The following is a 22,658-nucleotide window of genomic DNA, read 5'->3' as shown; positions in this document are numbered from 1 at the left end:
GAATTCGGAAGTGACTCTTTAATAATGTTCTCTGATTAACTTTTTGATTAACGTTTAATATTTTGTCTGATTTCAGCTTTCATAAATAAACGTGTCACTTCAAATTCTATTGCTCCAACGACTTCTTCGAACATTCTAAATCCATCTGATTGGTATTCAACTAGAGGGTTTAATTGTCCGTAGCCACGTAGTCCAATAGACTGACGAAGTTGATCCATTGCATCAATATGCGCTGTCCATTTATCATCAACAACACGTAACACAACCACTTTTTCAAATTCAAGCATTTGTGCTGCATCAACTAATTGATCTTCTTTAATTTCATAGTTCTTTTCAGCGCGGTCGACCAAGTAGGCTTCGATTTGGTTAGCATCTTTACCTTCTAAATCTGCCAATGAGATACTGTCTTCATTAACCATTGAAGAGACAGCAAAATCTACAATAGCTTGTAAATTCCATTCATTTTGGTCACCTTGCGTGTGCATCTGAACAATATGATTAACAGTACGTTGTATCATAGGCATAATAACAGGTTTTAATGTTTTTTCTTCCATAATAATTTGTTGTCTCTGGTTATAAATAACCTCACGTTGTTCACGCATAACATCATCATATTGTAAAACATTTTTACGTGTATCATAGTTATTACCTTCGACACGTTTTTGTGCTGATTCAACTTGTTTTGTAATCATACGACTTTGGATAACAGCGTCATCTTCAGTAATGTTCATACGTTCTAAGAAGCTCTTAATACGTTCTGAACCGAATCGTAACATCAAATCATCTTCCAAAGAAAGATAGAATTGTGTCATCCCATCATCCCCTTGACGGCCAGCACGGCCACGAAGTTGATTATCAATACGACGAGATTCATGGCGTTCTGTACCAATAACAGCTAATCCACCAATTTCTTTAACGCCAGGGCCTAATTTAATATCAGTTCCACGTCCGGCCATATTCGTAGCTATGGTAACAGCACCACGTTGTCCAGCATTTAAAATGATTTCAGCTTCACGTTCATGATTTTTAGCATTTAAGACAGCATGTGGAATTTCAGCATCATCTAACATTTGTGCCAATAATTCTGACGTTTCAACTGCTACAGTACCAATCAACATAGGTTGACCAGCTTCATGGCGTTCTTTGATATCAGCAATGACAGCTTTAAATTTGCTATTTAAAGATGGATACAATAAATCTGCTTTATCATCACGAATAATAGGTTTATTCGTTGGAATTTGAACAACTTCCATATTATAAATTTCACGGAATTCTTCTTCTTCAGTTTTAGCAGTACCCGTCATACCAGATAATTTCTTGTACATTCTAAAGAAATTTTGGTAAGTGATGTTAGCCATTGTTTTAGTTTCGTCTTCAATTTCAACATGTTCTTTAGCCTCGATAGCTTGATGAACACCATCAGAATAACGACGACCTTCCATAATACGACCAGTAAATTGATCAACAATCATAACTTCACCATCTTGTACAACATAATCTTTATCACGTAGCATAACAAAATTAGCCCGTAATGCATTATCCAAATGATGAGTCAAAATTGTATTATCTGTATCATATAAATTATCTAGTCCAAAATATTTTTCACCTTTACGAATTCCTTCTTCGGTTAATGAAATTGATTTTGATTCAAGATCAATTTTATAGTCTTCTTCTTCAGTTAACGTTTTAACAAAACGATCTGCACGAACATACATGGCAGTCGTCTTTTCAGCTTGACCAGAAATAATCAACGGTGTTCTAGCTTCATCAATCAAAATTGAATCAACTTCATCGACGATAACATAGTTTAAAGGTCTTTGAACCATATCTTCACGATAAACAACCATGTTATCACGTAAGTAATCAAAGCCTAATTCACTATTTGTTGAATAGGTAATATCAGCTGCGTAGGCTTCGCGCTTTTCTTCAGCTGTTTTTTCGTTAATATTCAATCCGACAGTTAAACCTAACCATGAATATAATTCGCCCATTTCTGTTGCATCACGGCTTGATAAATATTCATTAACAGTAACAACATGAACACCTAGACCTGAAATTGCATTTAAATAAACGGGCATAGTAGCTGTTAAAGTTTTACCTTCACCAGTTTTCATCTCCGCAATATCACCATTATTTAAAACCATTCCACCAATCATTTGCACACGGAATGGGTATAGTCCTAACACACGTTTTGCGGCTTCTCGTACCACTGCAAATGCTTCTGGTAAAAGATCATCAAGCGTTTCACCTTCTTGATATCTTGCTTTAAAAGCAGGTGTTTTAGCTTTTAGTTCATCATCAGATAATAAAGCCATCTCGTCGGCCATATTTTCAATATTATCGGCTATTTTGCCTAGTTTTCTTAATTCACGATTATCACTTTCAACCCATTGTCTTAATACATTTGCCATTTAGCTTTTCCCCTTATATATCAAACACATTTATTGAATTATTTTTAATTATAATATCATTTTTTATAGTATCACTAAATCAATAAATTTTAAACTAAAATAACAAAAAAGCCCTGAGTAGTTAACTTACTCAACAGGCTTTTCAAGGTTAGTTTAATCTTCAGCTTCAATTAAACCATAGCGACCATCTTTACGTTTGTAAACAATGTTAATACCCTCTGTATCAGCATCTTCGTAAATAAAGAAGTTATGGCTCAACATATCCATTTGTAAAATAGCTTCTTCACTATTCATTGGTTTTAAAGAAACATGCTTTGTCCGAACAACATCAAATTTGCTTACTTCATCAATAGAATCTGATTCTTCATCAGCAATTTCATTACGAATTTCAATATCTTTAATTCCCTTGCCTCTTGATTGGCGATTAATTTTAGTTTTATATTTGCGAATTTGACGTTCTAATTTATCAGTCACAAGATCAACACTTGAAAGTAAATCTTGTGATGTTTCTTCAGCTCGAAGGACGAGAGAAGGCATCGGAACTGTCACTTCAACTTTGGCCGTTTTATCTGAATAAACTTTTAAATTAACATGGGCCGTTGAATTAGATGTATCAGTAAAGTATTTTTCTAATTTAAATAATTTCTTTTCAACATAATCTCTAGTAACATCTGTAACTTCAACATTTTCACCGCGAATATTGTATTTTAACATAATAAACTCTCCCTTCAATCTACAGCAGGTAACGAAACTATTAATTACCTTACCGCTTGATTTAATTATAAGCGAATAGACTTAAATTTACAAATGATATCCCTTAACAAATCTATTTAAAACGCCATTGTAATCGTTAACAGTCATTTTAACTTTTGCTTAAATATATCATACTAATTTATTTAAAAATTGTACCTATTGTTCATTATCTTGCAAGGGTAATACTCTTAATGCTTTTAGCATTTTGTGCTAACAAAATATGGGCATAAAATAGTGTTCGGCCGGTAGTATAAATATCATCCACAATCAAAACAACTTTATCCGATAAATCTGGGCAATCTGGACTAAGTTCAAACGGTTGAATTAATTCAAGCCTTTGTTGCCTATTTTTATGCGATTGTTTTTCTTTAACCGTATTATTTCGCACTAAAAAATGATCATGCTTAATATCTAAAAGACCACAGACTTGATTAAATCCTCGATTATTTAACGTTTCAGAATCAACAGGTATCACCACGAGGTAATCAAAATCAATTGTTTCTATTTTGTGCTTTAATTGTACTTGAAAAATAGTTCTCAGCTGATAATCACCATTAAACTTATAATTTTTAATGATATCTTTCATAAAATCATTATAAATGTACAACGCTTGATTCTGAAAATTTAAATTAGGATAAATAAGTTGCCATTTCTTACAATCCGCACATAATTGTGGCCTATTTTGTTCTCGACCGCATCCTCTACAGGCTAACTGAGTATTAATCAATCGTAACTGCTCCTGGCATCTCTTACAAACTATCTTTTTTTCATAAGGTTTAGTCGATAATATAAATGCTAGCGTTAATTTTTGACTAAATGTATTATGACAAATCTGACAGTTTCTCATATCTTTAATTTCCTTGCTTTACGATTCATCGTTTTTATTTGTCCAACTGCCTTTTTTATTGAAATCGTGTAGTCACAACATAAAAAGATAACGTCACCAAACGGACGATTGACATTACGTCCCACTCTGCCAGCAATCTGAACTAACGCTGCCGTTGAAAAAGTTTTATCATCTGCACCCAGAACAAAAACATCCAGATTAGCAAATGTCACACCACGTTCTAAAATTGTTGTTGTGATTAGATACCGTAGTTCGCCTGTTCTAATTGCCTTAACTTTATCTAGTCTATCTGGATCTTCAGAATAAACAGTGTCCCCCTTTAAATTAGGAAACTTCTTTTTAAATGCTTCCATTACTGGTTCCAATAACCAAATTTTCGGCACAAAAATTAAAAATGGATCCTTACGTTTTAGCCACTCTGTCATTTTCAGTGTTAATTTTTTGGGTAAACGTCCTTTTTTTAAATTCTTTTCCCACGCTTTTTCAAATTTAATTTTAATTTCAGGCAATAATTGACCATGAAAGCGTATTGGTAAATAACTAACCGTTAATTGTTTTAAGCGAACCTCCTTTAACAGATCCTCACTTGGGGTTGCCGTTAAAAATAAACTTGCCCCTTTTTGTTTAGTTGCTTGTGTTGTTGCTTGAAGCAGTAATTGATTCTGTGCATATGGAAAGGCATCTACCTCATCAACTATCATAACGTCAAACGCTTTATGAAATCTTAACAATTGATGTGTTGTACAGATGACTAGTTGGGTATAACGGTATGGTTCCGTTGTCTTTCCGTGCAGCAAACAAATATCAATATTTTGAAATGCTGCCTGCAATCTCGGAAATAATTCAATACAAACATCGACCCGTGGTGATGCTAAACAGATGCGCTTACCATCCATAATAGCAGCTTCAATACCTTTGAATAGCATTTCTGTTTTACCAGCGCCGGTTACCGCCCACAGTAAATGCCGGGCACCCGAATTTTTAAAAATTTGTTTCACTTCATTAGCACATATTTCTTGGCTAGTCGTTAATTCTCCATTCCACGTCAATGGACTCCCTTTTTGAGTTGAAAACAAGTTGGGTTCAGGTATAGTATAAAGTGTAGTCGTAGTTGAAATACGTCCTAATATCATACAGTATGAACAATAGTACCGGTCACCTTGTAATTTATTTTCCTTTAAATTAAGTTGTGAAAGGCATCTGCGACAGATTAATTGTTTATCTTCAATACTAATTCCTGGGTACGACGTAAGTTCATCTAAATTAATAGTTTCGTCAATTTCTGAATCAGTTATTAAACGACCATACAAACTTGAAAGTGTCATTCTCCTCAATCCCTTCAATAAGTTTAAATACGCAAAGGAACCTTAATTATGTCAAAAAATTATTTAACAATTAAAGAATCTGGTTTAGCCACATTAATTGAAAAGAAGTCTTCCTTCATTTGTCGTGTCACTCGAATCGCGACAGAATCTGATGCAGTTGCTTTTATTGAATCAGTCAAGAAATTAGAACCTAAAGCAAGACATCACTGTTTTGCATACACATTTGGTACTGAGTCTGAAATCCAACGTCAAAGCGATGATGGTGAACCCTCTGGAACGGCTGGTGTTCCCATTCTAGAAGTTATTAAAAAAAATCAGCTTAAAAATATTTGTATCGTTGTTAGTCGAAAGTTTGGTGGTATTAAGCTAGGTGCTGGTGGTTTAATCCGTGCTTATAGTAATGCTGCTTCGCAGACGATTGAACAAATTGGTATCGTTGAACGTATTTTACAAACCGAACTTATTTGCCAAATTGCTTACCAAAATGTTGGAAAACTTGAAAATTATCTTGAAAAAAATTCAATTATAATCCAACACACAACCTATCTTGAAACAGTAGAAATAACTTTAGCAGTTGATAAAAATTTGATATTAACCTTACAAGATCAACTAATCAACCTACTCAATAACCAAATAACTTTTAAATTAGGCCAAGATTTATATAATGAAATTCAAGTTAAGTAAAAAGGATGCCCAATTACTGGACATCCTTTTTACTATCTATTTTTTTGAAGTCATCGTTTTAACAATTCTTTTAATCCAATTTAGCAGTGGCTTTCGTTTAGATCCAACTAATCCGATGGACTCTACGAATAGTTCTAGTCCCACTAATGTCGCAACTGACATTAGTATTGAACCCCAAATTGATGATATTGGATAAAGTAATGAAATAAATGAAAAAATTAACGCAATGCCATATATAACTAATACTGTCTGTCGATGCGTTAACCCCATTTGCATCAAACGATGATGTAAATGATGTTTGTCTGCTTGAGAGATAGGCTTTTTATTTAAAATCCGGCGTAACATTGCATAAACAGTATCCGTAATTGGTACACCCAATATTAAAACAGGCACAATAATAGAAATAAAAGTTGCATTTTTAAGTCCAGATAAAGAGAATACTGAAATCATAAATCCAATAAATAACGCGCCTGTATCCCCTAAGTAGATTCTAGCTGGAAAGAAATTATATGGCAAAAATCCAATCAGAGCAGCAACCAGCGTAAACATCATAATTGCAATATAACTATTTGTATTAACTAAAAAGAAATAGCCTACCAAACCACTTGTAAATAAATCAATAATGGAAACCCCAGTTGCTAAGCCATCTAATCCGTCTATTAAATTAATAGCATTTGTAATAGCTAAAATCCAAATAATTGTAATAGGGAAACTCATCCATCCTAAATTAATAATACCAAAATAAGGTAAAGTGAATGTCGTCATTCGCATATTTGAAAAAAAGTAGACGATCAAGGCGGCAACTGTGATGCCAAACATCTTTTGGCGTGGTTTTAATTCAAACTTATCATCTAAAACACCGGTGATAATAATTACCAATTCAGCAACAAACAGTGTCACTAACATTTTTATTGGATATTGATTTTTTAAAATAAAAAAATTCGTAAAGTTAAAAGCTATAAAAATGGCTAATCCACCCATTGTAGGCATTGAAACCTTATTTACTCGTCTATTATTTGGAACATCGACTGCTCCAATTTTAATTGAAAATAGTCTAATAACGGGAGTTAGCAACGCGGAGATAAGCGCTGTTGCGAAAAATGCTACGATAATTGGAAACATTTTGATATCTCTCCTTAAAAATATTCTGTCATAGTAGTCTTAACTATACCACGTTGTTAAATAAATACAAAAAAAGTATCAATTAAATTTAATTGATACTTTTCAATGTTTATTTTTTCAAATGATAATTATATGTTGCAACAATAATATTCTCGCGAGAATTTAAGACCGTTCTCAATCTTAAACTCGTTTGATTATGAAGAATATTTTGCCATGGTTTTCTTGGAACAAACTGTGGTACTAAGACTGTCGTTGTGAAGTTACGAGCAGCGGCATTCTTAGCAATAACATCTGTAAATTTCACAACAGGTGAAGCAATTGAACGATATGACGAATGTAAATCAACAAAACGAACACCAGGGAAACGTTCTTTAAATTCACGTTCCGTTTCATGTTCTTTTTCCGGATTTGTATCGAAAGAAACGTGCATTGCAATTACGTAGTCACCAATTGAACGTGCATAATTAATTGCACCCGTTGTAACATGCGTTACAGAACTAACTAACACGATAACTGTGGAGCCATCGTAATCATGAATTTCTGCTTCTTCTGTTAAACGTAATTGTTCGGCAACTTTATTGTAATGATCATTTATTTTATAGAATATAATATACATAACTGGCATGATAATAAAGAATGGCCATACTGTTGATAAGCGATATCTAAAGAGAATCAACAAAATACTAAATGAGATAAAGGCCCCTAAGAAATTGTAAAAGGCTTTCATAATCCAACCTTTTGGGCGATCATGATACCATTTTACAATCATCCCTGTCTGAGACAACGTAAACGGAATAAACACACCTACCGCATATAATGGAATTAATAATGACGTTGATCCATTAAATATAAATGTTAAAATAATTGATCCGGCCGCTAACGTGATAATTCCGTTAGAGTAGCCTAATCGATCACCTTTATCCATATACAAATGAGGCATAAATTTATCTTTAGCTAAATTAAACGCTAAAATTGGAAATGCCGAGAAACCTGTATTTGCAGCTAATACTAAAATCAATACTGTTGAAAATTGGAAAACGTAATACAAAATACCTTGTCCAAATGTTGTTTGTGCAATTTGTGAAAGAACAGTTACTTTTTCAGTAGGAATAATGCCATACCAATAGTTTAAGAATGTTATTCCACCAAAGAAGACTGCCAAAAGCGTCGCCATAATTGTTAAAGTAGCAGCAGCATTTTTAGCATGTGGTTTTTTGAAGAAAGGCACTGCATTACTAATTGCTTCAACACCAGTTAATGAAGATGATCCCGATGAGAATGCTTTCAAAAGTAAGGCTAGTGTAATTCCAGGAACGGCCGTACCCACAGCAGCTGTTGCGTGGTAAGGTACTTGACCTGTCATAATATTATAACCACCAACTAGTAACATCAATATAATCATAACCACGAAAAGATAAACAGGAATAGTTAAGAATGAAGCTGATTCCCGCAAGCCTCGTAAGTTCATTGCCATTACCAAAATAATAATAACCACTGAGATTGCTACTTGATGTCCATATAACGAAGGTACCGCAGAAATCAATGCCTCAGTCCCTGCGGAAACACTAACCGCTACTGTCAACATATAATCAATTAAAAGCGATCCACCAGAAATTAATCCAGCATTTTTACCTAAGTTTTTACTTGAGACAACATACGCGCCTCCACCCTTAGGATAAGCATGGATAATTTGGCGATACGAAATTGTAATTGAAGCCAATAAAACTAAGACTAACAATGCAATTGGTAATGAATACCAGATTGCCATTGCTGAAAAGCCCACTAAAACGGTAACAATTTGTTCCGTACCATACGCCACAGATGAGAGTGCATCTGACGATAAGAGCGCTAATGCCTTAAATTTTGATAATTGTTGATCTCCTTCTTCAGAAGATTTTAATGGCTTCCCAATTAAAAGTCTCTTTAAATAACGACGCATTTCTCTTTACCCCTTATGTTCTATATTTAAAAATCCATTCATAAATGATGCCAAAACAGCGCATTTATTTTACTGAATAGTTATTTTAATTACTAATTTCTATTCACCGAATTCACTCTATTTTACTCGTTTATTTTTAAATATACAATACTGCAAACAAACTTTATTTTCAGCATAAAAAAAGAGCTACTAATCCCAGAATAACACGGATTAATAGCTCTTAAATTTTCATCATTTTTTATGACAAATGGGTTACATCATACCGCCCATACCACCAGGCATTTGTTGTGGATCAGCTGCAGATACTGGTTCTGGTTTATCTGCAACAACTGCTTCAGTTGTTAATAATAAGGCTGAGACACTAGCTGCATTTTGCAATGCTGAGCGTGTCACTTTAGTTGGATCAACAATCCCAACTTCAATCATATCTTGCCATTCATTTGTTGCTGCGTTAAAACCAATACCAGGTTTTTCTGATTTTAGTTTTTCAACAATAACTGAACCCTCAAGTCCAGCATTCTTTGCAATTTGGCGTACTGGTTCTTCCAAAGCACGTTGAACAATCTTGATACCCGTTAATTCATCGCCAACTGCTTCAAGTGCAGCAACTTTACTAATAACGTTAACAAATGCAGTACCACCACCGGCAACGAATCCTTCTTCGACAGCAGCGCGTGTCGCATTCAAAGCATCTTCAATACGGTATTTGCGTTCTTTTAATTCTGTTTCAGTTGCAGCACCAACTTTGATGACAGCAACCCCACCAGATAATTTTGCCAAACGTTCTTGTAATTTTTCACGATCAAATTCAGACGTCGTTTCATCGATTTGTTTTTTAATCAAACCAACACGTTCTGTAATTTTAGCTTTATCACCAGAACCTTCAACAATAACTGTGTTTTCTTTTGTAATATTAACTTTACCAGCTGAACCTAATTGTTCAATTGTTGTATCCTTCAATTGTAAACCAAGTTCATCAGTAATCACTGTTGCACCAGTAACGATGGCAATATCTTCAAGCATCGCTTTACGACGATCACCAAATCCAGGTGCTTTGACTGCAACAACGTTAAATGTACCACGAATTTTATTCAATACTAATGTTGGTAAAGCTTCCCCATCAACATCATCGGCGATGATTAACAATGGGCGACCTTGTTCCACAATAGATTGTAATAATGGTAAGACTTCTTGAATATTAGAAATTTTCTTATCCGTTACTAAAATATATGGTGTCTCTAAGTTAGCTTCCATTTTATCGTTATCAGTTACCATATATTGTGACAAGTAACCTCGATCAAATTGCATCCCTTCAACGACATCTAATGATGTATCGATGCTTTTTGATTCTTCAATTGTAATAACGCCATCATTACCAACTTTTTCCATAGCGTCAGCAATTAAAGCACCAATTTCTTCATTAGCTGAAGATACAGAAGCAATTTGAGCAATATCTTCTTTTGTTTCAACTTTGTGTGATAATTCATGTAATTCAGCAACGGCTGCTTTTGTAGCAGTTTCGATACCACGACGAATCCCAACAGGGTTAGCACCTGCTGTCACATTCTTCATACCTTCAGTGACGATAGCTTGTGTTAAAACAGTAGCAGTTGTCGTTCCATCACCAGCTATATCATTCGTTTTTGAAGCAACTTCTGATACTAATTTAGCACCCATATTTTCAAAATGGTCTTCTAATTCAATCGCACGAGCAATTGTTACACCATCATTTGTAATAATTGGTGAGCCATATGATTCTTCTAAAACAACATTACGGCCTTTTGGTCCTAAAGTTGATTTAACGGTATTGGCTAATTGGTCAACACCTCTAAGCATTGCTGAACGAGCATCTTCAGAAAATTTTAATTCCTTTGACATAATTAATCCACCTCATCTTTAATTTAAATTTATATTAGTCTACTGTTGCAACGATATCTTTTTCATGAACAATTAAGTAGTCTTTACCTTCGAATGAAACTTCTGAGCCAGCATACTTATCAAATAAAACGGTCTCTCCAACGTTAACAGCAACAGCAATTTTTTCACCGTTATCCATCGTACGGCCATCACCAACTGCAACAATTTTTCCTGTTTGTGGTTTTTCTTGTACGTTACTTGCTAAGACGATCCCGCCTACTGTTGTTTCTTCTTCTTTTGTTACTTCTAAAATAACACGATCTGCTAATGGTTTTAACACGTTCTATCCCTCCAACACTTTTATTTAGCACTCTATCTTCCTAAGTGCTAATCACAAAATTAACTATAATCAATTTTTCAAACAATTGCAAGCATTTCAGCTCTTATTTAATAGAATTTTTAATATGAATTGAATTCGCTATCTAGTCAATTATGCTATACTTATCATACAAATTTATTCACTAGAAAAATGCACGACTATCTAATTACAGTTAAAGGAGTTCTCATGTCAAAATCAACTAGTAAAAATTCAATCGCTATTTTATTAGGCTACCTCGTTATCTTTATTTTACCAACAATTCTGAATCAACTATTTTCTTTAAAATCAGTTATCTATCCAGTAATGACGGCTGATTATGTTTTAGGAGCAATATTGTTAATTTGGTTAAATCATTACTTCAGTGCTAGAAATACAATAGATGGTTCCTCTAAATGGTCACAAATTATTTCGTGGGGTATTCTTGGATTCGTTCTAACGTTAGTAATCCAAACAGTTATTCAATTAATTTCATTCACCATTTTAAAAACGACCGTACCCTCACAAAATACAAATGAAATTATGACTATTTTTACAAAATATCCTTATTATATGTTGGCAGTCTCACTTGGTGCTCCCATTATGGAGGAACTCGTTTTTAGAAAAGTCTTTTTTGGCAATTTAGCAAGTTTCATATCACCTATTTCTGCCGCAATTCTTTCTAGTTTATTATTTAGTTTGGCACATAATGATGGCCATTTAGCTATCTACTTTTTAATTGGATTACTTTTCTGTTACCTCTACAAACGAACAGGTGACATCAAAACGTCAATGATTGCTCATATTCTTATGAATAGTCTAGTATTAATTATTCAATCGTCACTTTAAAAGAAAGGTGGAATTATTTTGATTCTGTTACAAGTACAACAAGCAGCTCGCTATTTTGGCGCAGATGTTCTTTTTGAAAATGCAAATATGGATATCAAAGACGATGCTAGGATAGCCCTAGTTGGTCGAAATGGTGCTGGAAAATCAACATTAATTAAAATGATTATTGATCAAGAGGCTACTGATGCTGGTCAAATCATTAAACATAAAGGCATGACCATCGGTTACTTAGCACAAACAACAACTGTTACTTCAGAACGTTCGATTTGGGACGAAATGAGTCGTGTTTTTGATTATTTAAAAAAAATGGAAATCCAAATTCATACATTAGAAGCCCAAATTGCTGATCCTAAAAATGCAGAAGATTCTGAAAAATTTGAAAAACTATTATCAACCTATGATCAAGTTTCACATGATTTCAGTGAAAAAAATGGCTATGGTTATGAATCAGAAATCCGTTCTGTTTTACATGGTTTTAGATTTTATGAAGAAGATTTCAATCGCGATATTAGGACTCTCTCTGGTGGTCAAAAAACACGTTTAGCCTTAGCAAAATTACTTTTAGAAAAACGTGATTTATTAATTTTAGATGAACCAACTAACCACTTAGATATTGAGACACTAACTTGGTTAGAAGGCTATTTGAAGACTTATACAGGGGCACTCTTAATTGTCTCTCATGATCGTTACTTCTTAGATAAAATTGTGACAGAAGTTTATGATATGAGCCATAATGAAACGACTCACTACAATGGCAACTACTCCCAATTTATTGTAAAAAAAGAAGCTAATTTAAAACAAGAATGGAAAGTTTTCGAAAAACAACAAGATAAGATTGAAAAACTCGAAGATTTTGTTAATAAAAACATTGTTCGAGCCTCAACAACAAAACGAGCGCAAAGTCGTCGTAAACAACTCGAAAAATTAGATAAACTTGACCGACCAGAAGGTGACGAAAAAGCCCCTCGTTTTAGTTTTAAATCTGCAGATGAGAGTGGTAATATCGTTTTAACTGTTGCCGGGGCAGCTGTTGGTTACGATAATAAAGTGTTATCTGAACCCGTTTCAATTGATTTACATAAGCATCAAGTTCAAGCTATTGTTGGCCCGAATGGTGTGGGAAAATCAACCTTACTTAAAAGTATCTTAGGCCAAATTCCATTTATTCGTGGTGAAGCATTCCTTGGCGCTAATGTTCATGTTGGCTACTACGATCAGGAGCAAAATCAATTAACAGATAAAAATACTGTTTTAGATGAACTCTGGAATGATCATCCTTCAACTCCTGAAACAGATATTCGATCATTATTAGGTGGATTTCTATTTTCTGGGGATGACGTTTTGAAACGTGTCTCAAATTTAAGTGGTGGTGAAAAAGCGCGTCTTGCTTTGACCAAACTTGCAATGGACAAAGATAACTTCCTAATCTTTGATGAACCCACTAACCATTTAGACATTGATAGTAAGGAAGTCCTTGAAAAGGCGATTGCTAACTTTGATGGTACTGTCTTACTTGTTTCTCATGACCGCTACTTCATTAATAAAGTTGCAGAAAGTATTATTGAAGTTTCAAAAGAAGGCTCTACTTACTACATGGGTGATTACGATTATTATGTTGATAAAAAAGAAGAATTAGAAGCTATCGCAGCCGAAAAAATGGCACTTGAAATTGCCTCATCTTCAGAAGTCCCTGAAGTTAAACCAACAACTAATTATCAACAAAATAAAGAAACGCAAAAGGAACAACGTAAATTAACACGTGAAATTGATCGTTTAGAATCTGAATTAAGTGAATTAGAAATTCATCAAACAGAACTTGAAGAAAAAATGTCTCAACCTACTATTTTTAGTGATGCAGATAAACTTCAGGAACTACAAACTGAACTACAATCTATTCAAACTGCAATAGAGACTGCAGAAACTAATTGGGAAGAAGCTAGCTTAGCTTTAGAATAAGCTAGCTTTTTTTTTTTTATTTATTGACATTTAAAGAATGAAAGCCTATTCTTTTGTTGTAATCTAAAAATAAAATATAAGTACACTAGGGGTGTTCTTTAGAAGAACTGAGATAGGTTTTTTCAACCTAATCCCTTCGAACCTGTAAGCCAAAACTTGCGTAGGAAAGTGTGAAGAAGGACCCCACTCTACAATTTTTTTGTCAAAGAGTGGGGTTTTTGTGTACTCAAGAGGAGAAAGTTATGCCATTAGAACTACTCGATAAACTTCGTGAAGAGAACCCAGTAATTTTCAACATTTCTAATTACATCACGGTTCAAGACGTTGCCAATGGACTCAACGCAATTGGCGCTTCCCCTATCATGCCCAGTGCGATTGAAGAAGCAGCCGAAATGTTACAAATTTCTGCTGCTGCCACAATCAATATGGGATCATTTAAAAGTTCAGAATTACCTTACATTGAGAGGGTTAGTCAAATCGCAAACGATTTAGCTATCCCACTTGTGCTAGACCCAGTTGCTGTTGCCATGCCTTACCGACAAAAAGTAATTACAAACTTGCTTGAGCATTTTCATTTTAATTTTATTCGCGGTAATGCTGGTGAAATTGCTGCATTAGCTGGTGTTGAATGGCAAGCAAAAGGTATTGATGCAGGAAATGGTTCTGCAGATTTAGCAGAAATCGCAAAAATTGTAGCCAAACGGTACAATTGTACGGTTGTTCTAAGTGGTCCTACAGACTATATTTCTGATGGAAAGCGTGTTGCAACTGTGACACAGGGAACGTCTCTTTTCCAAACACATGTTGGTTCAGGCGATATGCTTTCAAGTTTAATTGCTGCGTTTGCAGCTGTCTCTAAAGATAATGAGTTTGAAGCAGCAAGAATCGCCTGCCTTATCTTTGCAACAACTGGTGAACTTGTTGCTGATGAGTTAATTACCGAAAAACCAGGTAGTTTTATTGTTAACCTACTTGATAAACTACATTTAATAACGATAAATGAACTTTCTAATCAGATAACGATGAAAGGAGACCTATAATGCCTGATTTTCCACAAGCACTTTCAATTGCTGGATCCGATAGTAGTGGTGGCGCTGGTATGCAAGCTGACTTAAAAACGATGCAAGAACGGCATGTCTATGCTGCAACAGTTCTCGTCGCAATCACTGCACAAAACACACTTGGTGTGCAAGACAGTCTTCCCCTCCCTGCTAAAATTATTAATGAACAATTTGCCTCAATTGCAAATGATTTAGCCATTAAAGCATGCAAAACAGGGATGCTTGCAGATTCAGAACACGTTAAAGTAGTCGTTAAAAATCTGAAAAAATATCAATTTGGTCCCCTAATTGTTGACCCTGTCATGGTTGCAAAAGGCGGTGCCACACTTCTTTCTGAGGATGCTGTTGTTACAATCAAAGAAGAATTAATTCCTTTAGCCACGGTAGTAACCCCGAATATTCCAGAAGCTGAAGTCATAACTGGCTTGACCATTAATTCAAAAGAAGACATGAGTGCAGCTGGAAAAAAGATTAAATTATTAGGTGCAAAAAACGTCATCATTAAAGGCGGACATTATAACTCTGAAAATATCGTAAATGACTTTGTATTATTAGAAGATAACGATTCATTCTGGATGAGCTCGAAACGTATTGATACAATTCGAACTCATGGCACTGGTGATACCCTCTCAGCCTGCATTGCAGCAGAAATTGCCAAAGGACAAGATATTAAAACGGCCATCTTAGTGTCTAAAAAATATGTTGAAGCAACAATTAGCAACGGTATTATCGTTGGACATGGTCACGGGCCATTAAATCATTGGGCATATCGTGAGGTAACGCAAAATGAAGACATTTAATCAATCATGGTTAGCAAGTTACTTCATTGCAGGAACTCAAGACGTCGCCGACAATCAATTACTACCTACTTTAGAACGAGCGTTAAAATCAGGCATTTCTTGTTTCCAATTTAGAGAAAAAAATCTCTTAACCCCTTTAACCCGGATACAAAAAAAGACACTCGCAATTGAATGTCAGAGGTTATGCACAAAATACCAAGTTCCTTTTTTCATTGATGATGATCTACCTTTAGCACTTGAAATTCAAGCAGATGGTATTCACGTTGGCCAAAATGACCAAAAGATTCAAAATGTGATAGATCAATCGGCGGGTCAATTAGCGATTGGCCTTTCTTGTCAAACACTCGATCAAATTAAACAAGCCAATCAATTATCAGGTATCGCTTATATTGGTAGTGGCCCTGTCTTTCCTACAAAATCAAAGTCAGATGCGACTGCGCCTCTCGGAATAGCTGGCTTAAATCAATTACTATCAATTAGTAAACTCCCGATTGTTGCAATTGGTGGTATTTCAGAAAATAATTTAGCCAAACTGGCTACTACAACTGTTTCGGGAGTTGCTGTTATTTCCTTGATTGCTAAAAGTCCGAACATTGAACAAACAGTTCAATCCATAAATCATTATTTTAAATTGGAGGACGATTAAGATGACAGAAACTAAAGAATTACGTGGACAATTTTTACTTTGGCTAGGTGCGGCCATTTCAATTGCCGAAATTATGACGGGCATGTTACTAGCTCCACTTGGCTTTTCTAAAGGTTTCCTTGCAATTCTAATTGGTCATTTAATTGGTTGTGGTCTCTTCTTACTACCTGCTGGTTATATTGGTGCCAAAAAGCATCAGACAGCCATTCAGTCAACTAAAGTTGCTTTTGGCTCAACAGGTGTGCTCTTATTTTCACTTATCAATTTGATTCAACTAATTGGTTGGACCGCTGTTATGATCGTCAACGCAATTTCAGCAATGAATGGTATTTCAAGTTCCTTACTTAATTTTAAAAATTCAATTATTATGGGACTTGTCATAGCTATTTTGATTATCATTTGGTTATTAGTTAGCGAAAATAGTTTGTATCGAATTAATTTAATTGTTGTTAATTTATTAGTTATTGGTGCAGGTATCATGATTTTTTTAATTTTCAAAGTACCCGTTTCACATACTTCCAATGGCTTAAATATGACATTTGGATCAGCTGTTGAATTAAATATCACCATGGCGTTATCTTGGCTACCACTAATAGGTGATTACACAAAATCAACAAAACATCCACTTGCTATGTCTACAGTTAGTTCGTTTAGCTATTTTTTAGGTAGTTTAATCATGTTTACCATTGGCTTACTTTTAACAACTAGAACCGGATTCACTGATTTTACCTCGTTCTTGGCTACATCAGGTTTAGGTATAATCGCATTATTCATTATTATATTTTCAACTGTTACAACCACATTTTTAGATGTTATGTCAGCAACAATTAACGTTCAGAATATACATTCCTTTAAACATATGAAATTGATTAGTATCATTATAGTTGCGCTTGGCTTAGTCATTGCATGGGTAGTTCCTATTGATAATTATCAAAATTTCTTATATTTTATCGCGTCAGTTTTTACACCATTATATGCAATTGTTTTTGTCACTTACTTTATTATGAAAAAAACGTTGCCTTATTGGTTAAATATTATTTGGTGGTTAATTGGCATTATTGCGTACTATCAATTACAACAATTTGATTTTATTTTTGGAACCACAATTATTATTCTATTCGGACTAGGATTACTCGTTTATCTATCCCAATTTATTTTACCAAAAAATTATTTTAGAAATATAAATTAACCATTTACAAAAAAATAGAGATTTAGCGTTCTCCCCAGTGTTAAACAACTGTTTAGCATTACAAGGCGAACTCTAAATCTCTATTTTAATTTTATAATAATTAAACTATCCAATCAAATTCTAAACTAGGATCAGCATTTAAATTTAATCCTGCACGTTGACCTTTAATAAATTCAACATATCCTGCTGCACCAATCATTGCAGCATTATCACCACATAATTTAATGGGCGCCTTCACAAATTCAATATCATTCATTTTCTTCATATCAGATTCAAGTCTTGTACGTAACCCTTTATTAGCTGCCACACCACCGGCTAAAATTAATTGTTTAATATCATACTCATGACAAGCACGTACCGTTTTCTCAGCAAGTACATCAATCACACTTTGTTGAAAGCTTGTTGCTAAATCAGCCCGGTCCAACTCTTCGCCTAATTGATCTGCATGGTGAACTGTATTGATGAAGGCACTTTTCAATCCACTGAAACTAAAGTCATAACTGTCATCTTTGATCATGGCACGCGGAAAATTAAACGTATCTTGTCCAGTATGTGCAAGTTCATCAATTTCTTTTCCTGATGGATAAGTCATCCCAAGAACACGCCCAACTTTATCATAAGCTTCACCTGCTGCGTCATCACGTGTCTCACCAATAATTTCAAATTGACCTTCTTCAGGCATATAAACTAACTCAGTATGTCCACCCGAAACGAGTAAAGCCATTGATGGATACACTATTTCAGATTCATAGCGCGCTGCAAAAATATGGCCTGCCATATGGTTAACGGGAATTAAAGGCAACTCGTGAGCAAATGCGATAGCTTTAGCAGCAGAAACACCTACTAGTAAAGCACCAACTAATCCTGGTCCATAAGTAACCGCAACAGCATCTAAATCATCATAAGTTACATTTGCTTCTGTCATAGCATCTTTAATACAACTCGTAATTTGTTCAATATGGTGGCGGCTGGCAACTTCAGGTACAACACCACCAAAACGTTTATGACTATTAACTTGCGTTGCAATGATGTTCGACAAAATAAGATGACCGTCTTCGACCACTGCGACACTAGTTTCATCACAACTTGATTCAAATGCTAAAATTAGATTTCTTTCCGTTTTATCCATTGAGACCTCTTTCAACTTAATTCATATTCCTTTATTTTAATTTAAGCAACATATCAACAGCATCTTGCCCATCTTCAACATAATAATTCTCTCGGATACCCACTTTAGTAAATCCTAATTGGTGGTATAGATTTAAAGCCGTCTGGTTATCACGGCGAACCTCTAAACTAACTGTTCTAAATCTCATTAAACGAGCACGCCTTGTAATAGACGTTACCAAAAAGTTTCCCATCCCTCTACCCTGACATTCAGGTAGAACAGCAATATTCGCAATATGTACGTCTCCCGTTATTGCATCCGTTGAACAACCAATAAAGCCTAACATTTTATCTTCCTTACGTAAGACTAAATAAAGTGTTTTGCTTTTTTGGCAAATTTCGCCTTCAAATATTTTTGCACTCCATGGTGATTTACCATCATAAACTGCTTTTTCAATCTCAAGTAGTTCCGGAATATCAGGTACAACAGCACGTGTCATAAAATAACTTTCATTTCTAATTTTAATTCTATGATTCTGAAAAACTAATGTCCTAACAGGTTCATCTGGTCTTAATTCTGGAATAATTTGTTTCACTCGTGCTTTAAATTTTTTCAACATAGGTATTATGATCCTTATCTGAATGGGTTTCTAACCATTGCGTCTCTGCTTGCGTTAATCGTAAATAATTCGGAATAAATGTCTCCTGATTAGCGGGCTCTTTATCTTTACCAATTAATCCCAAAATAAATGCCTGAGGAATATTTAAAAATGAAGCTGGAAACTGTGCCTGATCACCTAAAATATCGATAATTTGTTGTTTAAATAAATCGACATCAGTTCCAACAAAAATTTGTGGTCGGTTACGCTCTTTTAATTCAGTCACCCAAGTCACAAGTTCTCTATGCTGGTCTGGTAATTCATTTACAAGCTCATTATCATTTTTATACAAACCTGAGAATACGTAATTCCTACGTGCGTCAAATAACGGTACAATATCAGAATCACTATTTGTGGAAATACCTGCAGCCAACATTGCTAAACTAGAGACACCAACTAATTCACAATCTAATGTAAATGCTAGTGTTTTAGCTGTGGCAACGCCAATCCTGAGACCAGTAAAAGATCCTGGACCTTGTGCAACCACAATTCGGTCTAGCTCTGCAGGCTTAATACCTGCTAATTTCATGACATCAGAAATTGCTGGCATCAATGTAATACTGTGATTTTTTTTTATATTCGTTGTGATAGTTGCTAATAATGCACTATCTTCTAAAACAGCGACGCTGAGTGGTATATTCGATGTATCAATTGCTAAAATTTTCATTCATATCTTCCTTTATCTCTGCTTTGTTAACATTTTAGCACAAAAATAGTATCACAAATTTTTTCTAAGAGAAAATTAACAAAAAAATAGGACAAATAATTGTCCTATGGTTAATAACTAATTTATTTTGAAAATCCATTTGGATGCGTCTGTTCAAAAGTCCATGCTGTCTTAATGATATCTTCCATATTTTCATACTTAGGAGCCCAACCAAGAATTTCATGTGCTTTTTCACTTGCTGCAATTAAAGTTGAAGGATCACCTGCACGACGTGGTGCAATTTCTGCAGGAATTTCTTTACCTGTTGCACGGCGTGCTGCTTCTAGAATTTCCATATTTGAAAATCCATTAGATGAACCCAAGTTAAAGGCATTACTTTCATTTCCCGCAAGTAAGTAATCTAAGGCGCGAATGTGCGCATCTGCTAAATCAAGAACATGCACGTAATCACGGACGTTTGTACCATCTTTGGTATCATAATCGTCCCCAAAAATTTGTAATTTTTCACGTTCTCCGTTAGCAACTTGTAAAATAATTGGAATTAAATGTGTTTCAGGATTGTGATCTTCACCGATGCTACCATCTGGTTTTGATCCAGCAACATTGAAATAACGTAATGCGACAAACTTAACACCATCTGCAACGTCAGTCCAGTGCATAATTTTTTCCATGGCTAATTTACTTTCACCATATGGATTTGTTGGAATTTGAGGGTCATCTTCATGAATTGGGACAACTTTAGGTTCACCATATGTTGCAGCTGTTGAAGAAAAGACGATTTTTTTAACGCCAACTTCAGTCATGACTTCAAGTAAATGAATCATCCCTGCTGTATTATTGTCAAAATATTTTAATGGTTTTACCATTGATTCACCAACAAGAGATGAAGCTGCAAAATGAATAACTGCTTCAATATCCTCATTTTTGAAAACATTGCGCATAAAATTTTTATCCGCAATATCTCCTTGATAAAATTTTGCCTTTTTATTAACAGCCTCTAAGTGCCCTGTCACTAAATTATCGACAACAACAACATCACGACTATTTTCTACTAATTGATCAACAGTATGTGAACCAATGTAACCTGCGCCACCCAAAACTAAAATTGACATTTAAATTCCTCCAAATAGTTTATTTTCTTTATTATAACTTATTTTAGTAAATTTATCAGTGATTCACCCTTCTTTAGCAAATAAATAGACGACGAAAATAAATTCGCCGTCTGGTTAATTTCTATAAGTCACCCGTTAAAAATTGTGCTTGGCCCATGCCAAAGCTCCAATCTTCATCAGTATTAGTTGTTAAATTAATCATTAAATCTTCTGGTCTCAATCCAACTTTTGTTTGTAACTGTTGCATTAACTGTTGATAGAAGGTTTCTTTTTGCTCTGTCGTTCTTGGTCGCGTTGTTAAACTAAAGACCAATACTTCTTTTGTTCGCATAAATCCAAGCCCAGTATCTAAAATTTGCATTTCATTTATTGGATGTTGAGTGACAATTTGATATCTGTCACTAACTGGTGCGCCAAATGAATTAAGCATTACATCATAAGCAATATCTAAAATTTCTTTTATTTGGCCTTCAGAACGGCCTTCAATCATATCAATTTTCATCAATGGCATAGATTGAATCCTCCTATAATCGTTTACCTAATCTTTGGATTTGTTTATTATTACCAACCATATATAACAAAATAATTTGAATTGGAATTAAAATTAAATCTTTGATAGCACGTGCATAGATAATTGTCCAAGGTGACTGGTACATTAATACTAGCCAGAATGTATTTAACAATAAATCAATAACAACGACATTGATTAATACGGCAATAATAATTCGCGGTAACGTAAATGGTTTTTTATAAAATACAAGTCCATAGAAAAACGCACCTAAGAAAGCAGATAGCGAGAATCCCCAGAAAAATGTACCTCCTTTACTGAATAATACTGTTCCAAGTAAATCCGATAAAACAGAACCAATACCACCCAGTAATGGGCCAAACCACGCCGCTAATAGATAAGTCGCAATAAAAGTGAAACTTATCCGTAACGTCAATACCTGATACGATAATAAATTAGTTAGAATAATTTGACCAGCCAATAATAGACCCATCACCGCTATATTCTTTGCGGTTAACCTCTTTGTTAAATTTTCCATGATTCAGACATCTCCTCGTTGGAGTTGCCACATTGTGGTATGCGGCGAATGCGAAAACACAACCGCAGCTATCGCTAGCCTTCGTCCAAAAGACACATTCCGTCCTTTTGGCACTTAACGCTGTATTCTCTACCCCGAAATTTTGTATTTTACTACTTGTGTAGTATACCACTAAAAAGAAAATAACTTTGGGTGTTGAAGTGAACCCCCTGAGTTGGAGAAATCTAACTCAGGGGGTTTTACTATGTTCACAGTTGAAATAAAGAAAAAAGT

General features: G+C 34.7%; 21 protein-coding genes and 2 riboswitches. Of the genes, 7 read left to right on the top strand and 14 right to left on the bottom strand.

Translation table 11 applies throughout. The features are described 5' to 3' along the window. Positions 1–47 precede the first annotated feature (47 nt). The 4 genes from secA to AC1RPJ_RS07305 form a co-directional block, all read right to left on the bottom strand. Positions 48–2,411, bottom strand: a complete 2,364-nt coding sequence (gene secA / locus AC1RPJ_RS07320) for a preprotein translocase subunit SecA (protein WP_481761959.1) — start codon at positions 2,409–2,411, stop codon at positions 48–50. A gap of 153 nt (positions 2,412–2,564) precedes the next feature. Then, entirely contained in the window at positions 2,565–3,125 is a 561-nt protein-coding gene (gene hpf, locus AC1RPJ_RS07315; protein ID WP_409021489.1) for a ribosome hibernation-promoting factor, HPF/YfiA family, read from the bottom strand. Between the two features lie 205 nt (positions 3,126–3,330). Then, complete coding sequence (locus AC1RPJ_RS07310; RefSeq protein WP_481761958.1) at positions 3,331–3,891, bottom strand: ComF family protein; 561 nt, start codon at positions 3,889–3,891, stop codon at positions 3,331–3,333. A 116-nt stretch (positions 3,892–4,007) separates the two neighbouring features. Next, on the bottom strand, positions 4,008–5,336 hold the full coding sequence (locus AC1RPJ_RS07305) for an ATP-dependent helicase ComFA (RefSeq protein WP_481761957.1): 1,329 nt from the start codon (positions 5,334–5,336) through the stop codon (positions 4,008–4,010). A 48-nt stretch (positions 5,337–5,384) separates the two neighbouring features. On the opposite strand from AC1RPJ_RS07305, the gene AC1RPJ_RS07300 reads away from it, so the two are divergent. Next, positions 5,385–6,020, top strand: coding sequence for a YigZ family protein (locus AC1RPJ_RS07300; RefSeq protein ID WP_481761956.1), 636 nt, complete (start codon positions 5,385–5,387; stop codon positions 6,018–6,020). Between the two features lie 36 nt (positions 6,021–6,056). On the opposite strand, the gene AC1RPJ_RS07295 is transcribed toward AC1RPJ_RS07300, so the two are convergent. From AC1RPJ_RS07295 to groES, 4 genes are all read right to left on the bottom strand, one after another. Continuing rightward, positions 6,057–7,142: a glycosyltransferase family 4 protein gene (locus AC1RPJ_RS07295; RefSeq protein WP_481761955.1), complete on the bottom strand. Its 1,086-nt coding sequence runs from the start codon at positions 7,140–7,142 to the stop codon at positions 6,057–6,059. A gap of 109 nt (positions 7,143–7,251) precedes the next feature. Next, entirely contained in the window at positions 7,252–9,081 is a 1,830-nt protein-coding gene (locus AC1RPJ_RS07290; protein ID WP_481761954.1) for an APC family permease, read from the bottom strand. A 252-nt stretch (positions 9,082–9,333) separates the two neighbouring features. After that, positions 9,334–10,959 carry a chaperonin GroEL gene (gene groL / locus AC1RPJ_RS07285; protein ID WP_481761953.1) on the bottom strand — a complete coding sequence of 542 codons (1,626 nt, stop codon included), beginning with the start codon at positions 10,957–10,959 and terminating at the stop codon, positions 9,334–9,336. Between the two features lie 34 nt (positions 10,960–10,993). Beyond that, the gene (gene groES, locus AC1RPJ_RS07280) at positions 10,994–11,278 is read right to left on the bottom strand and encodes a co-chaperone GroES (protein WP_481761952.1); all 285 of its coding nucleotides are present in this window, start codon (positions 11,276–11,278) and stop codon (positions 10,994–10,996) included. Between the two features lie 225 nt (positions 11,279–11,503). Between groES and AC1RPJ_RS07275 the strand changes: the two genes are divergently transcribed. From AC1RPJ_RS07275 to cytX, 6 genes are all read left to right on the top strand, one after another. Beyond that, positions 11,504–12,142, top strand: coding sequence for a CPBP family glutamic-type intramembrane protease (locus AC1RPJ_RS07275; protein WP_481761951.1), 639 nt, complete (start codon positions 11,504–11,506; stop codon positions 12,140–12,142). 18 nt (positions 12,143–12,160) lie between these two features. Continuing rightward, complete coding sequence (locus AC1RPJ_RS07270; protein ID WP_481761950.1) at positions 12,161–14,098, top strand: ABC-F family ATP-binding cassette domain-containing protein; 1,938 nt, start codon at positions 12,161–12,163, stop codon at positions 14,096–14,098. Positions 14,099–14,175: 77 nt separating this feature from the next. Continuing rightward, positions 14,176–14,282: riboswitch (TPP riboswitch) on the top strand. 58 nt (positions 14,283–14,340) lie between these two features. Then, the gene (thiM, locus tag AC1RPJ_RS07265; RefSeq protein WP_481761949.1) at positions 14,341–15,138 is read left to right on the top strand and encodes a hydroxyethylthiazole kinase; all 798 of its coding nucleotides are present in this window, start codon (positions 14,341–14,343) and stop codon (positions 15,136–15,138) included. After that, the gene (gene thiD / locus AC1RPJ_RS07260) at positions 15,138–15,959 is read left to right on the top strand and encodes a bifunctional hydroxymethylpyrimidine kinase/phosphomethylpyrimidine kinase (protein ID WP_481761948.1); all 822 of its coding nucleotides are present in this window, start codon (positions 15,138–15,140) and stop codon (positions 15,957–15,959) included. The genes thiM and thiD overlap by 1 nt, the downstream gene beginning before the upstream one ends. After that, positions 15,946–16,605, top strand: coding sequence for a thiamine phosphate synthase (thiE, locus tag AC1RPJ_RS07255; protein ID WP_481761947.1), 660 nt, complete (start codon positions 15,946–15,948; stop codon positions 16,603–16,605). Before thiD ends, thiE begins: the two co-directional genes overlap by 14 nt. 1 nt (position 16,606) lies before the next feature. Continuing rightward, positions 16,607–17,794, top strand: a complete 1,188-nt coding sequence (cytX, locus tag AC1RPJ_RS07250; protein WP_481761946.1) for a putative hydroxymethylpyrimidine transporter CytX — start codon at positions 16,607–16,609, stop codon at positions 17,792–17,794. Positions 17,795–17,894: 100 nt separating this feature from the next. On the opposite strand, the gene tsaD is transcribed toward cytX, so the two are convergent. The 6 genes from tsaD to AC1RPJ_RS07220 all read right to left on the bottom strand — a co-directional run bounded on the left by tsaD (position 17,895) and on the right by AC1RPJ_RS07220 (position 22,385). Continuing rightward, positions 17,895–18,923 (bottom strand): tRNA (adenosine(37)-N6)-threonylcarbamoyltransferase complex transferase subunit TsaD, encoded by a 1,029-nt coding sequence (tsaD, locus tag AC1RPJ_RS07245; RefSeq protein ID WP_481761945.1) that lies wholly within the window; start codon positions 18,921–18,923, stop codon positions 17,895–17,897. A gap of 31 nt (positions 18,924–18,954) precedes the next feature. Then, a complete protein-coding gene (gene rimI / locus AC1RPJ_RS07240) occupies positions 18,955–19,521 on the bottom strand; it encodes a ribosomal protein S18-alanine N-acetyltransferase (protein ID WP_481761944.1) in 567 nt (188 codons plus the stop codon). Next, complete coding sequence (gene tsaB / locus AC1RPJ_RS07235; RefSeq protein ID WP_481761943.1) at positions 19,505–20,227, bottom strand: tRNA (adenosine(37)-N6)-threonylcarbamoyltransferase complex dimerization subunit type 1 TsaB; 723 nt, start codon at positions 20,225–20,227, stop codon at positions 19,505–19,507. The genes rimI and tsaB overlap by 17 nt, the downstream gene beginning before the upstream one ends. 122 nt (positions 20,228–20,349) lie before the next feature. Next, positions 20,350–21,339, bottom strand: coding sequence for a UDP-glucose 4-epimerase GalE (gene galE, locus AC1RPJ_RS07230; protein ID WP_481761942.1), 990 nt, complete (start codon positions 21,337–21,339; stop codon positions 20,350–20,352). A 121-nt stretch (positions 21,340–21,460) separates the two neighbouring features. Further along, positions 21,461–21,850: a tautomerase family protein gene (locus AC1RPJ_RS07225; protein ID WP_481761941.1), complete on the bottom strand. Its 390-nt coding sequence runs from the start codon at positions 21,848–21,850 to the stop codon at positions 21,461–21,463. Positions 21,851–21,863: 13 nt separating this feature from the next. Continuing rightward, on the bottom strand, positions 21,864–22,385 hold the full coding sequence (locus AC1RPJ_RS07220) for a folate family ECF transporter S component (protein ID WP_481761940.1): 522 nt from the start codon (positions 22,383–22,385) through the stop codon (positions 21,864–21,866). A gap of 40 nt (positions 22,386–22,425) precedes the next feature. Further along, positions 22,426–22,524: riboswitch (THF riboswitch) on the bottom strand. Positions 22,525–22,658 lie beyond the last annotated feature (134 nt).

It is taken from the genome of Dellaglioa sp. CoH-57-MRSF-17 (assembly GCF_056782015.1).
Note: the sequence above shows the minus strand (reverse complement) of the source record. Positions and strands in the feature narration are given on the sequence as shown.

What these genes read in the sequence shown, in the direction of transcription:
- AC1RPJ_RS07220 (WP_481761940.1), bottom strand. Translation starts at nt 22,385, where the DNA reads ATGGAAAATTTAACAAAGAGGTTAACCGCAAAGAATATAGCGGTGATG.
- galE (WP_481761942.1), bottom strand. Translation starts at nt 21,339, where the DNA reads ATGTCAATTTTAGTTTTGGGTGGCGCAGGTTACATTGGTTCACATACT.
- tsaD (WP_481761945.1), bottom strand. Translation starts at nt 18,923, where the DNA reads ATGGATAAAACGGAAAGAAATCTAATTTTAGCATTTGAATCAAGTTGT.
- AC1RPJ_RS07305 (WP_481761957.1), bottom strand. Translation starts at nt 5,336, where the DNA reads ATGACACTTTCAAGTTTGTATGGTCGTTTAATAACTGATTCAGAAATT.
- hpf (WP_409021489.1), bottom strand. Translation starts at nt 3,125, where the DNA reads ATGTTAAAATACAATATTCGCGGTGAAAATGTTGAAGTTACAGATGTT.
- AC1RPJ_RS07300 (WP_481761956.1), top strand. Translation starts at nt 5,385, where the DNA reads ATGTCAAAAAATTATTTAACAATTAAAGAATCTGGTTTAGCCACATTA.
- groL (WP_481761953.1), bottom strand. Translation starts at nt 10,959, where the DNA reads ATGTCAAAGGAATTAAAATTTTCTGAAGATGCTCGTTCAGCAATGCTT.
- cytX (WP_481761946.1), top strand. Translation starts at nt 16,607, where the DNA reads ATGACAGAAACTAAAGAATTACGTGGACAATTTTTACTTTGGCTAGGT.
- secA (WP_481761959.1), bottom strand. Translation starts at nt 2,411, where the DNA reads ATGGCAAATGTATTAAGACAATGGGTTGAAAGTGATAATCGTGAATTA.
- tsaB (WP_481761943.1), bottom strand. Translation starts at nt 20,227, where the DNA reads ATGAAAATTTTAGCAATTGATACATCGAATATACCACTCAGCGTCGCT.
- thiM (WP_481761949.1), top strand. Translation starts at nt 14,341, where the DNA reads ATGCCATTAGAACTACTCGATAAACTTCGTGAAGAGAACCCAGTAATT.
- AC1RPJ_RS07225 (WP_481761941.1), bottom strand. Translation starts at nt 21,850, where the DNA reads ATGCCATTGATGAAAATTGATATGATTGAAGGCCGTTCTGAAGGCCAA.
- thiE (WP_481761947.1), top strand. Translation starts at nt 15,946, where the DNA reads ATGAAGACATTTAATCAATCATGGTTAGCAAGTTACTTCATTGCAGGA.
- AC1RPJ_RS07295 (WP_481761955.1), bottom strand. Translation starts at nt 7,142, where the DNA reads ATGTTTCCAATTATCGTAGCATTTTTCGCAACAGCGCTTATCTCCGCG.
- AC1RPJ_RS07275 (WP_481761951.1), top strand. Translation starts at nt 11,504, where the DNA reads ATGTCAAAATCAACTAGTAAAAATTCAATCGCTATTTTATTAGGCTAC.
- thiD (WP_481761948.1), top strand. Translation starts at nt 15,138, where the DNA reads ATGCCTGATTTTCCACAAGCACTTTCAATTGCTGGATCCGATAGTAGT.
- rimI (WP_481761944.1), bottom strand. Translation starts at nt 19,521, where the DNA reads ATGTTGAAAAAATTTAAAGCACGAGTGAAACAAATTATTCCAGAATTA.
- AC1RPJ_RS07290 (WP_481761954.1), bottom strand. Translation starts at nt 9,081, where the DNA reads ATGCGTCGTTATTTAAAGAGACTTTTAATTGGGAAGCCATTAAAATCT.